This is a genomic window from Zwartia panacis, assembly GCF_030410395.1.
In the GTDB taxonomy this organism is placed as follows: domain Bacteria; phylum Pseudomonadota; class Gammaproteobacteria; order Burkholderiales; family Burkholderiaceae_B; genus Zwartia; species Zwartia panacis.
Genome location: NZ_JAUHHF010000001.1, coordinates 57,139 through 71,674 on the forward strand (window position 1 = coordinate 57,139; position 14,536 = coordinate 71,674).

Sequence of the window (14,536 nt, forward strand, 5' to 3'; positions counted from 1 at the left end):
CGTATGATCAACCTTGATGCGTGTCCCCGAGTTTCATTGTCCGCGCTTGCGCAACTCAAAGCGACTGAAACAACCGTTTTGACAGTGAATAATCGCCTGGCCAGGCGTGTTGTTCAAGATTTGGCGCAACGCTCGGGAACCTCTGCTTCTGTTCGCGAGATGCCCACGATCGTCCCCTGGTCTGCATGGATTTCTCAACAGCTCGTACAAGCGGGTTTTCATGAGTCGCTCAAATCCCATTCGGTGCTCCTGGATGCTTTTGGTTCGCAGTTGTTATGGGCAAGGGTGATCGAGGCGATCGAGGCCGATGAGCCTCTGCTCGATACACAACAGGCCGCGATCGCTGCGCAGCAGGCAGATAAACTGATCGATGAGTGGATGATCGAGGTTGGCGAGACTTCAACTACGGAGGAATACGCGCACTTCATGTTGTGGCGAGAGCGTTACCGTGAAGAACTCTCGCGTCTGGATGCGTTGGATCCGAATCTCGGTTTGGCGCGCGTGATTGAACATGTGCGCGCAGGACTTCCTGTCAAACCTCAATTGCTACTGGCCGGGTTTGCTGAAATCTCTCCACGTATGTCGCAATTACTCGCCGCATTGGTTGAGCGAGGAGTGTCTATTTCTGTTCTGGAGTCAGGCGTATCGGTGCAGCCTCGATTGACGCGCATGATGTTCGACACCACTCAGGATGAGTGGTTGGCGGCTGCCCATTGGGCGCGCGCCAATCTGGCAAAGAATCCCGAAGGACGCTACGCCATCATCGCGGTGAATCTCGAGGCCGAAGTGGCGTATGCACGCAGGTCTTTGAGTCGCGTGCTCGAGGATCAGTCAGCCCAGTCGGATCTGTCAGGCCTCGGCGCGCAGGCTTTTCCCTACAACGTCGCGTTGGCTCGTCCTCTGTCCGAGTGGCAAGCTGTGCGCGCGGTGTTGGCCTGGCTGCGCACATTTGTTCTGTTCAAAGAGCAACGTCAAGCGCGGGCCAGTGAGCTTGGTGCGGCGCTTCTTTCAGGCTATTGCGCGGGAGACCTGGCAGAGTTGGGTGACCGTGCCCGCCTGGATGCGGACTGGCGTCACAATCAGGTTGTTGAGCTGAGTGTGATGGCTTGGTCCAGAAAGATTGAGCCCCTTAAACAGCTCTCTCCTGCGTGGCATCTCGCTTGGCAATCCTGGTCGGAATTACCGCGCAAAGGTTCGGTTCGCTTATGGTCCATGGCTTTTCGTCAAACACTCTCAACGCTGGGTTTTCCAGGACGCACGAAACAGAGCTCGACCGTGTACCAGGTGATCGAGGCACTCGATCAGTTATTCGAGCGATTCGATGCTTTATCTCCGGTTGTCGCCTCTCTGTCAGCATCCGAGGCGTTGAGTATTTTTGGACGCCTGGCCCGTAGCATCCCTTTTCAGCCTCAACGCGATCCACAGGCACGACTCGATGTGCTGGGGATGCTTGAAGCAGAGGGCGGTAGCTGGGATGGGGTCTGGATTTTGGGGCTGACGGACGAGGTATTTCCAGCCATCCCGAAACCGAATCCTTTTGTCCCACTGTCCGAGTTGCGGCGTGTAGGTGCGCCCCGCGCTACACCCGAGCGAGAACGCGAGTGGGCTGCGCATATGTACCGACAATTATGCGCGCTCGCGCCAGATGTTGTCCTGAGTGCTCCCAGACATGAGGGGGAGCGGGGTTTGCGACCCTCGGCCTTGATTCAAGATGTTCCGCTGACCAGTCATGACAAGCTTGTGCCGAACGAGCAACCAGGCTGCGAGGCACTCGAGTTCATTGAGGACAGTCAGGCGCCAGTTTTACGACCCGAGGAAAACGTTAAGGGCGGTATTGCCTTGCTCGAAACTCAGGCGCGCAATCCCCTCTGGGCGTTTGTCCGTTATCGTCTGGGCGCCTATGGACTGCCCGCATATTCGGAGTTGGCGCCTGTCTCGGCACGTGGCATGTTTTTGCATGCTGTGATGCAAGAAGTTTGGGAAACATTCAGAACTCAGGCGCAATGTCAGCAGATCACCGCAGCTGGCGAGTTGCGAGAAATACTTGAGAGACTGATTCATGCCTCTGCTGACCAGGAGCTCACAGCTTTCAATCCCGCATTGCGTGCTCTCGAGGAAAAACGGGCGCTGGCTATTGTGACGGCCTGGCTTGCGTTGGAATGTGAAAGGGATTCTTTTACGGCGGTTCAGATCGAGGAGAAACATGAACTGTCCGTCTCTGGGTTGACGTTGAGTGTTCGACTTGATCGCATGGATCAACTCGAGAATGGAGATCATGTCGTCATTGATTACAAAGCCGGAGGGAGTCTTCCGAAAGTACTCAGTGATTGGCAGCGTGACCGTCCTGTTCAGCTTCAACTGCCAGCCTATGCCGCAGTGTTGGATAAAGAAGGAATGCTCGATACGGTTGCGGGTTTGATGCTTGTGCACTTGCATTCTGGGCCACAGCTTCCCACTGGTCTGCTGAGCCGAGACATCGGCGTACGTGGGCCGGTCCTTATTCAGGATGCTAGCTATCCGGATGCGGATTGGTCAGCGACGATGACACGTCTCAAGGATGTGGTGTATGCGCTTGCCTCGGAGTTCACTTCCGGATTGGCCGTCAATTTGTCATGGTCGCGTCACGATTTGCAGTATTGCGATGTGCCCGCTTTGCTCAGGTGCTATGACGATGGGCTGGAGGTGCTCGATGAGATGCTGGACATGACTCGCCCAGCTTCCCTGGGAGAAAAAGATGTCGAATAGACAGCCAAGTGATTGGGCTGTGCGGGAACGTGCGACAGACCCGCGAGAGTCTTTTCTGGTGCAAGCGCCTGCCGGATCAGGTAAGACGGAGTTGTTGACGGATCGCATTTTGGCCTTGTTGGCGATCGTTGGCCGTCCGGAGGAAATCGCCGCGATTACCTTTACGCGCAAGGCCGCTGCCGAAATGCACGAGCGTGTCCTTGAGAAGCTTCGTCGCGCCGAAAATCCTGAACCTCCCGAGGCTGCTCATGCGCTTAAAAGCTGGACCCTTGGACGTGCTGCACTGGCAAGAGATCGGGAGTTCGGGTGGGCCTTGCTGCAACACCCTGCGCGTTTATCGATTAGAACCATAGACGCCTTTTGTGCATCGCTTGTTCGAAATATGCCCTGGCTTTCTTCCATGGGTGGTGTGCCTAAACTTGTGGATGATGCGCGCGCGCACTACCTTGAGGCTGCGCGACAGACGCTTGAGATGGTGGGGGAGGTTGAAGCTGTCACGCGTTTGCTTGAGCATATGGATCTCGATGTGTCCCAGACCTGTGAAGCGCTTGCCGATATGCTGGGGCAGCGCGATCAATGGCTGCCGTTGCTGCCTGAGGGTGATGATCGCCATGTGCTTGAGGAAAACTTCTGCGACGCCGTCTGTCAGGATCTGGCGGGGTTGCTTGCACTGATGCCAGCAGGTTGGGCGGAGCAGCTGGCGCCGATCGCGCGTGGCGCTGCGGACGTTTTGTTGCAAACTGAACCCACGCATCCGATCGTCGCGCTCCTGGACTGGGACGGAGGGGCTTTTGAAGCGGATGCGGGCGAGCTTGAACGCTGGAAAGGACTGGCTGCACTGCTACTGACGAGCGCGGGAAGCCTGCGCAAAACGGTGAATAAAAATCAGGGCTTTCTCCCCAAAACAGAACATAAGGAACGCCTGCTCGAATGGTTGCGAGGTGTCGAATCTGACGAGCCGCCCGCTTGGGTCGTGCGCTTGCAAGCCATTGTCCATACGCCTGAGCCTGTGTTCTCTGTGCAGCAGTGGGAAATTCTCCAGGCACAACTCACTTGTTTGCGACTCGCCGCAGCACAGCTGATGCTGAGATTCATGGAGGTGGGCGAGGTTGATTTCATCGAAATCGCCCGTCGTGCAGATCAGGCGCTTGGGCGTGCCGAAGAACCTACCGAGTTATTACTCAAGCTCGATCAAAACATCCGTCATCTTTTAATCGACGAGTTTCAAGATACAAGCCAGTCGCAAATTTCCTTGATTGAAAAAATCACCGCAGGTTGGCAACAAGGAGATGGACGCACACTTTTCCTGGTGGGCGATCCGATGCAATCGATTTATCGTTTTCGTAAAGCCGATGTGGTGCTGTTTTTGCGTGTGCGCGACGAGGGTTTGGGATCTATTCGTCCTGAATGCCTTACGCTGACAGATAATTTCCGTTCCCAAAGCGGAATTGTCGATTGGGTGAATCACGCTTTTTCATCGCTTTTTCCAGCGTCCGATGATCCTTGCGCCGGTGCGATTGCCTACGCACCCTCAACGTCTTTCAAAGACGCTACGATCTCTCCTGCCGTGCGATTCCATGGTGTGTGTCCACAGCTCGGACAGCGTTCCCAAGATGTTGTTCTTGACCTGGTCAGGCAGGCGCTGACTGACTTTCCCGATTCAGAGCATCCTGTCGCGATCTTGGTGCGCGCGCGCTCTCATCTGAAAGATGTGACTCAGTTACTTGCGCAAGAAGGGATCGCCTGTCGCGCAGTCGAGTTGGTGCCTTTGCATCTTCGCGCCTACGTGGTCGATTTGGTTCAGATCATTCGCGCGTTGGTGCATCCCGGAGATCGGGCAGCCTGGTTGTCGGTATTGCGTTCACCTTATTGTGGCTTGCGACTCGAGAGCTTGCATCGACTCTTTGGTATGGATCGTCATGGCGCGATTCCGGCCTTGCTTGAACGTGTCTTGCATCGCACCGATTCTGACATGCGCTGTCAAGCTGAAAAAATCCTGGCCCCTGACGAGTACGAGCGATTGTGCGCGGTCGCGCCTGTCTTGCTGAATGCTTTGGTCGAAGACGATCTGGCTCCTTTGGCAGCTCGCATCGAGCGAGTGTGGCGCTTGCTAGGGGGCGTGGCGCTTGCCCGCTCGGCCACCGATTTACAAGATGCAGAAAGCGTCTTCGCCCTGATTGAGAAAATCGCGCCGTACGGTGGACTGGATGTGGATGTGCTCGACGCTCGTTTGACCCGTTTATTCGCCTCGCCAGAAACAGGTGAACGTTCGGTGGAAGTGATGACGATGCACAAAGCAAAAGGGCTACAGTTTGAATCAGTGATTCTATTTGGCTTGCATCACCCGCCGGTTTCGGATCGTGCGCCTCTCGTTCGAATCGAACAAGTCGCCGACAAGGTGATGCTCGGACCGATTAAGGCGCGTGCAACCGAGGAACAGGATGTGATTTCCAAATATCTTGCCCAACGTGACAAGCGTCGAAGCGATTATGAGGTGGATCGCTTGTTGTATGTTGCTGCGACGCGTGCAAAGGAAAGTTTGCACCTCGTGGCAGAGTTGCAGCTTGATGCAGAATCTGGCGCACCGCTTGCGGCCCGTTCAGGCAGCTTATTGGCGCGCCTGTCCCCTTATGTGCAGTTTCCTGAGCCTGCGACCGTGGTCAACGAGGCGGCAAAAGCAGAGCGCGCAGTACCTGCTTTCTCGATGCCTCGTTTATCACGTTTGAAAAACCGTGCGCCGCAGCCCTTGCACACAATAATGGTTCAGAACCCAGCCTATGCCTGGCAAGCTCAGTCAAGCTATGAGAGGTTAGCGGGTGTGTTGGTGCACGGATGGTTGGCACACATTGGCGACCAAGGTGTGGCGCTTTGGTCCCAGACCCGCATCGAACAACAGCGCGATCGCATTGAACGCCAGCTTTTGCAAATGGGGGTCGTGGCCGAGGCAATCGCTCAAGTGGCCGACGAAGTCATCGACACCTTGGTGGCGATGCTTAAAAGCGAACGGGGACAGTGGCTCTTGAGTCAGTCCCGGGCCAGGCATGAATGGGCTTTACTCGATGAGTCCGGGCAGATGTCTGTGCTGGATTATGCGCTCAAAGATGAAAAGGGTTGGCTCGTTGTCGATTACAAAACAGGACGGCCAGAGCCGGGTGAAAGCCCTGAAGCCTTCGGTGAGCGGATGATCTCACGCTATCGGCCACAGTTGACGCGGTATTGCGAAAAGCTTCACGCTTTTGATGGCGCTGCAGCCCGTGCAGCCTTGTATTTTCCTCGAGATCAGCTCTGGTTTGAGTGCATCCCGGCTCTCTGACTCAAGCCCTGCTAAAATCTAAGTTGGCGGGCCCCTTCGCATGGTTCGGCGGTCAATCTGGTCAGGTCGGGAACGAAGCAGCCACAGCCGTGCAGAACTAGTGCCGAAGTCAGGCTCGCCTCTTCAATTTCCGTCTGTGGTCGGTAAAACTTATGAGCTATTTGGTCCTCGCGCGTAAATGGCGCCCCCGCTCGTTCGATACGCTGGTCGGTCAGGACCACGTTGTCCGCGCACTGACGCATGCACTGACGACCCAGCGACTTCACCATGCTTGGCTATTTACCGGTACGAGGGGTGTCGGCAAGACTACGCTTTCGCGTATTTTGGCCAAGTCGCTGAATTGTGAGACAGGTATCACGGCGACCCCTTGTGGTGTTTGTCAGGCGTGCACCGAAATCGACCAGGGCCGTTTTGTTGATTATCTTGAGCTCGATGCCGCCTCCAATCGCGGTGTCGATGAAATGACCCAACTACTCGAGCAGGCGGTTTACTCGCCCAGCGCCGGTCGTTTCAAGGTTTACATGATCGACGAAGTCCACATGCTCACGGGGCACGCTTTTAATGCGATGCTCAAGACCCTTGAGGAGCCACCTGCGCATGTGAAATTCATCCTCGCGACGACCGATCCCCAGAAAATTCCTGTCACTGTACTGTCGCGTTGTTTGCAGTTCAATCTCAAGCAAATGCCAGGCGAGGCGATTGTCGGCCATCTCGAAAACGTGCTTGGACAGGAGCAGATCCCTTTCGAAGTGCCAGCTTTGCGACTGCTTGGTCAGGCCGCTGCGGGTTCAATGCGCGATGCCTTGTCGCTTACCGATCAGGCGATTGCCTACAGCGCGAGCAACCTCACCGAAGAGGCTGTGCGAGGTATGCTCGGGACGATTGATCAGCGCCATCTTGTTAGGCTGCTGGATGCCTTGCAGTCGGGCCAGGCCCCCGCAGTGCTTGAGATCGCCGATGAGCTTGCGACGCGCGGTCTCTCCTATCGCGCGGCTTTAGCCGATCTCGCGGTATTGCTTTCACGTATCGCGATTGCCCAGCGCGTGAGTGCTGCGGTTGACGAATCGGATCCCGTCGCGCTCGACATTCGCCGATTTGCCGCTTCGCTGCACCCGGATGTGGTGCAGTTGTTCTATACGGTGGCTGTACATAGTCGGTCGGAGCTCGCGATTGCGCCTGATGAATATGCAGGTTTTGTGATGGCGTGCCTGCGCATGTTGTCTTTGGGTGGGACCTCAGGCGTTGCGATGCCCGCGCCTGATTCGGTATCGCCCAATGTTTCCAAGCCAACCCCCTCGATTGCGACAGCGGCAGTACCCGCTCAAGTCCCTGCTGCGCCTGCCACCCCGGCTGCTTCACCTCCAGCCATGACATCCTCGGCACCCCCGACCCCTCCGACACCTACGACCCCTCCGACACTTCCAACACCGAAAGCGGTATCCAAGTCTCTGGTTACTCCTAAACCCGAACCTGAGCCCGAACCCGAACCCGAACCCGAGTTCGATAATGATGATGAGGGCTTTGGTTTTCAGGGCACCGCTGAGCACGACCAATACTCTCTCAGTGCCGAGGACTATGAGCGGATGCAAGCCTCGAACTCCGACACCATTGTCCTTCCCGAGCCTTGGGCAGCATTCGCGGCCAAGTTACCGTTGTCAGGTCTGGCAGAGCAACTCGCCAGACAGTCAGAGTGTGTGGCGATTAACAAGCATCAGCTGACTTTGCGCGTGCCGAGTAAAGCCTTGTCTGAAGGGGCGCCAGTCGAGCGCTTACGGACTGTTCTGAACGATTATTTTGGCTTCAAGGTTGAGCTGCTGTTTGAAATCGGCGAGGGTGAAGGCTCTTCCGCGCATGCGCTTGACCTGGTCGCGCAGCAAGCCCGACAGGAGGCCGCGGAGGTCTCGATTCAAAAAGATCCTTTTGTACAAGCGTTAATTCAGGATTTTGGTGCCAAGGTGGTGCCAGGGTCGATCCGGCCGAGCTCGCCTGCCTAATTGCAGATGCGAATTCGGACTCATTTTTAAATTTTTTATTCAGGAAATCCAATCATGATGAAAGGACAAATTGCAGGTCTGATGCGTCAGGCGCAACAGATGCAGGAAAACATGAAAAAAGCCCAGGACGCTTTGGCTGATATTTTGGTTGAAGGCGCTTCGGGCGGCGGATTGGTAAAAGTCACAATGACCTGCCGTCATGACGTCAAGCGCGTCTCGATCGATCCGACCTTGCTCGCCGATGACAAAGATATGCTCGAAGACCTGGTGGCTGCCGCGTTCAATGACGCTTTGCGCAAGGCCGAGGCGACTTCCTCGGAAAAAATGGCTGCCGTGACTGCAGGCATGCCTTTGCCACCCGGGATGAAGCTTCCTTTCTGAAATGGAAAAATTCAGCTCCGAACCTCAACCACTGCTTGCGCTGGTCGACGCATTGCGTCGGCTGCCGGGCGTGGGTGTCCGGACTGCGCGGCGCATGGCTTATCACCTGTTGCAGCACGATTTGCAGGCCGCCGAACAGCTCGGTCAGGCGTTAACCGAGGCGGTTGAACGTTTGCAGCATTGCGAACAATGCAATGGTTTTACTGAAGTCCCTGTCTGTGCGACCTGCGAGCATCCGGAACGCGATGCTTCTTTGCTCTGTATTGTTGAAACGCCTGCCGATCAAAACTCAATCGAAGCGACCCATGGCTACACAGGTATGTACTACGTTTTGATGGGTAGTCTCGCGCCTTTGGAGGGCCGGGGACCCGACGAGCTCGATTTTGGTCGGGTGTTGAAAAGAGCCGGTAATGGTCTGGTTAAAGAAGTGATTCTTGCGACCAATTTCACGGCAGAGGGCGAGACGACCGCACACTACCTCTCTGAGTCATTGCGTGCGCTTGGCATCAAGGTGACGCGCCTTGCGCGCGGAGTGCCTGCGGGCAGTGAGATCGAATATGTCGACGCGGGCACGGTGGCGTGGGCGCTCATGGAACGTCGCCCTACGTAGCCTTGAAGATTACCGTTGCGCGTCAATCAAAGCATCGAGCTTGCGAGCATCCGCGACAAAAGCCCGAATCCCTTCTGAGAGCTTTTCACTTGCCATTGCGTCTTCGTTCAGTAGAAATCTAAAGCTTTGCTCGTCGCAAGGTAAAGCCTGCGGCTGACTGGCGCGCGCGCCTTCGGGCGTGAGTGAGGCCGAGAGGCTGCCGGTGGACTCGTTTAGACTTCCCAGGAGCTCGGGGCTGATCGTCAACAGGTCGCAACCTGCGAGCGCGAGTATCTGACCCGTATTGCGAAAACTTGCGCCCATGATTTCAGTGGGAATGTCGAAATATTTGTAGTAGTTGTATATTTTTGTCACCGACAGTACGCCGGGGTCGTGACGACCGCTGCTGGCGGCTTCATCCCAGGCACTTGCTTGCTGTTTTTTGTGCCAATCGTAAATGCGACCCACAAAAGGTGAAATCAGTTGGACGCGGGCATCGGCGCACGCCACAGCTTGAGAAAGCGAGAAGAGAAGCGTCAGGTTGCAGCGGATACCTTCGGACTCGAGAACACGTGCGGCTTGGATACCTTCCCAAGTCGCCGCGATCTTGATCAAGACACGTTCGCGTCCGATCCCCTCAGCTGCGTAAAGGGCCATAATCTGTCGTGCCCGGTCGATCGTAGCCCGCGTGTCAAAAGAAAGCCGTGCGTCGACTTCTGTTGAAACTCTCCCCGGCACAATGCTAAGAATTTCTTTTCCAAAGGCAACCAGTAGCTGGTCGACCAAGGTCTCTGAAGACGCTTTGGGGTGAGCGTTGACGCAGCGCGCAAGCATGGGACGGTAGGCGTCCTGCTGAACAGCCTTCAAAATCAGAGAGGGATTCGTCGTGGCATCGGTGGGTTGATAGCGCTTCATGCTCTCAAAGTCGCCCGTGTCTGCTACAACGGTGGTGTATTTACGTAAAGATTCGAGAAGGCTGGCCATCGGGTTATACTTCCAAGGTTTGCTTATAAGATTTGATGCCGGGGTTAATTGTGCTGCCAAATATATTTGATGAGATTGAGCTTAAGAACCCAGGGTCTGGAAAGAATGATACAACTGCTGCCGCCAAAACCACGCGTCGCAACTCGATTGCGATTTTAGCGCTGGCTGATGGTACCGTATTTCGGGGTATTTCTATTGGTGCCCCTGGCCATACTGTCGCCGAGGTGGTCTTCAACACCGCCATGACAGGTTATCAAGAGATTTTGACGGATCCGAGCTACAGCGGACAGATCGTGACGCTGACGTATCCCCACATTGGCAATACCGGCGTCAACCTCGAAGATGTCGAATCCACCAAGATTCATGCCGCAGGCCTGATTGTTCGCAATTGCCCTGCGCGCCTCTCCAATTTCCGTTCAACACAGTCCTTGCCCGACTACCTGAAGTCGCAGGGTATTGTCGCCATCGCCGAGATCGATACCCGTAAGTTGACCCGTATCCTTCGTGAGGGCGGTGCGCAGGGTGGTTGTATCTTTGTGGGTGACGATGCCGAACAAGCGCTCAAGCTCGCGGCAGCTTTCCCTGGCATGTCGGGTCAGGATTTGGCCAAGGTCGTATCGGCCACAAAAAATGCAAATTGGACGGAATCGACCTGGCAACTCGGAGTGGGTTACGGCAAAAACGATCGTCAGTCGCCGCATGTTGTCGCTTACGATTTCGGTGTGAAATCCAATATTTTGCGCCTGCTCGCTGAGCGTGGTTGCCGCATCACCGTTGTTCCGGCGCAGACCACCGCCGAGCAAGTCTTGGCACTGCAACCAGACGGCGTGTTCCTGTCCAATGGCCCTGGCGATCCAGATCCTTGTGACTATGCGATTGCCGCCACCAAGGTTTTTCTCGAGCGCAAGCTCCCGATTTTTGGCATTTGTCTGGGCCAGCAGATTATGGGTCTTGCCTTGGGTGCCAAGACAGTCAAGATGAAAACGGGTCATCATGGCTCCAATCATCCCGTCCAGGAGCTGGCGAGCGGACGCGTGTTCATCACCGCCCAGAACCACGGTTTTGCTGTGGACGCCAAAACGCTCCCCGCCAATGCGCGCGTGACGCATATTTCATTGTTTGACGGTACCTTGCAGGGCTTCGAGCTCACGGACCGCCCGGCATTTTGTTTTCAAGGGCACCCCGAAGCCAGCCCTGGACCGCACGATATCGTGGTCCTGTTCGATCAATTCATGAGCCTGATGGCCGGTAAAAAATAAAGAGTCACCATGCCAAAGCGTACAGACCTAAAAAGTATTCTCATCATCGGCGCGGGTCCGATCATCATCGGTCAGGCCTGCGAGTTCGACTATTCAGGCGCTCAGGCTTGCAAAGCCTTGAAAGCCGAGGGTTACCGCACCATCCTGGTCAACAGCAACCCTGCGACCATCATGACCGATCCAGAAACCGCCGATGTTACCTACATCGAGCCGATCACCTGGCAGGTTGTGGAAAAAATCATCGAGAAAGAGCGTCCCGATGCCGTGTTGCCCACCATGGGTGGCCAGACTGCGCTGAATTGCGCGCTTGATCTCGACAAACACGGCGTTCTCAAGAAGTACAACGTCGAGTTGATCGGTGCGAATGCGCATGCGATCGAAAAGGCCGAAGACCGTCAAAAATTCAAAGTCGCGATGAGCGCGATCGGACTGGAGTCCGCGAAATCGGGCGTCGCCCATAGCCTTGAAGAGGCGTGGGAAGTTCAAAAGAGAATCGCTGCTGAAATTGGCACTTCCGGTTTTCCAGCTGTCATTCGTCCAAGCTTTACGCTCGGTGGGAGTGGTGGCGGTATTGCCTATAACGCCGAAGAATTCGAAACGATTTGCCGCCGAGGCCTAGAGGCCTCTCCGACCAGCGAGTTGCTGATCGAGGAGTCTCTGCTGGGCTGGAAAGAGTTTGAGATGGAAGTCGTGCGCGACAGCGCCGACAACTGCATCATCGTTTGCTCGATCGAAAACCTCGACCCGATGGGGGTGCATACCGGTGACTCGATTACCGTCGCGCCGGCGCAGACGCTGACCGATAAAGAATATCAAATCATGCGCAACGCCTCGATCGCGGTATTGCGCGAGATCGGTGTTGATACGGGTGGCTCAAACGTTCAGTTCGCCGTGAATCCCGACAACGGTCGCATGATCGTGATCGAGATGAATCCTCGCGTGTCACGCTCCTCGGCGCTTGCCTCCAAAGCAACGGGCTTCCCCATTGCCAAGGTCGCAGCCCGTCTCGCGGTCGGCTACACGCTCGACGAATTGAAAAACGAAATCACAGGTGGTGCGACACCCGCATCCTTTGAGCCCACAATCGACTACGTCGTCACCAAGGTGCCACGTTTCGCTTTCGAAAAGTTTCCGACTGCTGATGCGCGCTTGACGACACAGATGAAGTCGGTCGGCGAGGTGATGGCGATTGGGCGCACGTTCCAGGAGTCTTTCCAGAAAGCCTTGCGCGGCCTTGAGGTCGGTGTGGACGGTCTCAATCAAAAAACAACTGATCGCGAGAAAATCCAGGTCGAGCTCGGTGAGCCCGGTCCTGAGCGCATCTGGTATGTGGGCGATGCGTTCGCACAAGGCTTCACGCTCGACGAAGTGCATCAACTCACCAAAATCGATCCCTGGTTCCTTGCGCAGATCAAGGAAATTGTCGATATTGAACTGGCGCTCGAGCAACGCACGCTGGCCGACCTGGATGTCGAGACGCTGTTGCAGCTCAAGCGTCGTGGCTTTTCAGACCGTCGCCTGGCTTTCCTGCTCGACACCGTCGAAGCCGAGGTGCGCAAGTTACGCCATCAGTACAACGTACGTCCCGTTTACAAGCGCGTCGATACCTGCGCGGCCGAATTCGCCACCAACACAGCCTATCTCTACTCGACCTATGAGCAAGAGTGCGAGGCAGAACCCACTGATCGCAAAAAAATCATGGTGCTCGGTGGCGGACCCAACCGTATCGGCCAGGGTATCGAATTTGATTACTGCTGCGTGCACGCCGCGCTGGCCTTGCGTGACGATGGTTATGAAACCATCATGGTCAATTGCAACCCAGAGACTGTTTCGACTGACTATGACACCTCGGATCGTTTGTATTTCGAACCCTTGACACTTGAGGACGTGCTTGAAATCGTCCACAAGGAAAAGCCGGTTGGCATCATTGTTCAATATGGTGGCCAGACACCCTTGAAACTCGCTCGCGCGCTTGAGGCGAACGGTGCGCCGATCATTGGCACCAGTCCCGAGTCGATTGACGTTGCTGAGGATCGTGAGCGCTTCCAGAAATTGCTCAACAAACTCAATTTGCGTCAGCCGCCCAACCGTACCGCGCGTACCGAAAGCGAGGCGCTGAATCACGCGCAGGAAATTGGCTATCCCCTGGTGGTGCGTCCGAGTTACGTGCTGGGTGGTCGCGCCATGGAAATCGTGCATGAGCAGACAGACCTCGAGCGATACATGCGCGAAGCCGTCAAAGTCAGTAACGACTCTCCCGTGCTGCTCGATCGCTTTTTGAACAACGCGATTGAAATCGACGTCGATTGCCTGTGCGATGGTCAAGAGGTATTCATCGGTGGTGTCATGGAACACATCGAGCAAGCAGGTGTGCACTCAGGCGACTCCGCATGCTGCTTGCCGCCTTACTCTCTGTCCCCCGAGATGACCGAGGAAATCAAGCGTCAGACAGCGCTGATGGCCCGCGCGTTGAATGTGAAGGGGTTGATGAACGTTCAATTCGCCGTTCAGAACGGTGATGTATACGTGCTTGAGGTCAACCCACGCGCTTCGCGGACCGTTCCCTTCGTCTCCAAAGCGACAGGTCTGCAACTGGCCAAGATCGCGGCTCGCGCGATGGCCGGTCAGACTCTGGCTTCACAAGGCATCACAAAAGAAGTCGTTCCACATTACTTCTCGGTTAAAGAGGCTGTCTTCCCCTTCGTGAAGTTCCCCGGCGTTGATACGATTCTCGGACCCGAGATGAAGTCGACAGGCGAGGTCATGGGTGTTGGCGAGACCTTCGGTGAGGCTTTTGTCAAATCACAGATGGCGGCTAGCGTCAATTTGCCTGAGTCGGGTACGGTGTTTATCAGCGTGAAAAATGCCGACAAACCTAAAGCTGTTCAAGTTGCGCGCGGTTTGCACGCACTGGGTTTCAAGGTTGTGGCGACACGCGGTACAGCGGCTGCGATCCAGGAGGCTGGCATTCCCGTGATGCTTGTCAACAAGGTCGCCGAAGGGCGTCCGCACATCGTGGACATGCTTAAAAACGGTGAAGTGTCTCTCGTGATCAACACTGTTGAAGAACGCAGAAACGCGATAACCGATTCACGTGCGATTCGCACCCAGGCGCTGGCTGCGCGTGTGACCTACTACACGACCATCGCGGGCGCTCTCGCGGCTGTCGAGGGCATGCAGTACTTGCGCGAAGGGCTCGGCATCAAGGTTTACTCATTGCAGGACTTGCACCGCTCACTCGCTTCTTAATTCTTCTTTAAGGCAGGCTGGC

Annotated in this window: 8 protein-coding genes and 1 other RNA gene; 8 read left to right on the forward strand and 1 reads right to left on the reverse strand. The window is 55.7% G+C overall.

The genetic code is table 11. From position 1 onward, the window contains the following. Nucleotides 1-3: 3 nt before the first annotated feature. From QWY30_RS00285 to recR, 6 genes are all read left to right on the forward strand, one after another. Nucleotides 4-2,745 (forward strand): PD-(D/E)XK nuclease family protein, encoded by a 2,742-nt coding sequence (locus QWY30_RS00285; RefSeq protein ID WP_290237234.1) that lies wholly within the window; start codon nucleotides 4-6, stop codon nucleotides 2,743-2,745. Next, nucleotides 2,735-6,058: a UvrD-helicase domain-containing protein gene (locus QWY30_RS00290; protein ID WP_290237235.1), complete on the forward strand. Its 3,324-nt coding sequence runs from the start codon at nucleotides 2,735-2,737 to the stop codon at nucleotides 6,056-6,058. Before QWY30_RS00285 ends, QWY30_RS00290 begins: the two co-directional genes overlap by 11 nt. 25 nt (nucleotides 6,059-6,083) lie before the next feature. Then, nucleotides 6,084-6,181: signal recognition particle sRNA small type (gene ffs, locus QWY30_RS00295), an RNA gene on the forward strand. Between the two features lie 29 nt (nucleotides 6,182-6,210). Beyond that, nucleotides 6,211-8,052, forward strand: a complete 1,842-nt coding sequence (dnaX, locus tag QWY30_RS00300; protein WP_290237236.1) for a DNA polymerase III subunit gamma/tau — start codon at nucleotides 6,211-6,213, stop codon at nucleotides 8,050-8,052. A 54-nt stretch (nucleotides 8,053-8,106) separates the two neighbouring features. Further along, on the forward strand, nucleotides 8,107-8,433 hold the full coding sequence (locus QWY30_RS00305; protein ID WP_290237237.1) for a YbaB/EbfC family nucleoid-associated protein: 327 nt from the start codon (nucleotides 8,107-8,109) through the stop codon (nucleotides 8,431-8,433). Between the two features lies 1 nt (nucleotide 8,434). Further along, nucleotides 8,435-9,043, forward strand: coding sequence for a recombination mediator RecR (recR, locus tag QWY30_RS00310; RefSeq protein WP_290237238.1), 609 nt, complete (start codon nucleotides 8,435-8,437; stop codon nucleotides 9,041-9,043). Between the two features lie 9 nt (nucleotides 9,044-9,052). On the opposite strand, the gene tal is transcribed toward recR, so the two are convergent. Beyond that, nucleotides 9,053-10,006 carry a transaldolase gene (tal, locus tag QWY30_RS00315; RefSeq protein WP_290237239.1) on the reverse strand — a complete coding sequence of 318 codons (954 nt, stop codon included), beginning with the start codon at nucleotides 10,004-10,006 and terminating at the stop codon, nucleotides 9,053-9,055. A gap of 146 nt (nucleotides 10,007-10,152) precedes the next feature. On the opposite strand from tal, the gene carA reads away from it, so the two are divergent. Continuing rightward, nucleotides 10,153-11,265, forward strand: a complete 1,113-nt coding sequence (carA, locus tag QWY30_RS00320) for a glutamine-hydrolyzing carbamoyl-phosphate synthase small subunit (RefSeq protein WP_353958789.1) — start codon at nucleotides 10,153-10,155, stop codon at nucleotides 11,263-11,265. Nucleotides 11,266-11,274: 9 nt separating this feature from the next. Next, on the forward strand, nucleotides 11,275-14,514 hold the full coding sequence (carB, locus tag QWY30_RS00325; RefSeq protein WP_290237240.1) for a carbamoyl-phosphate synthase large subunit: 3,240 nt from the start codon (nucleotides 11,275-11,277) through the stop codon (nucleotides 14,512-14,514). Nucleotides 14,515-14,536 lie beyond the last annotated feature (22 nt).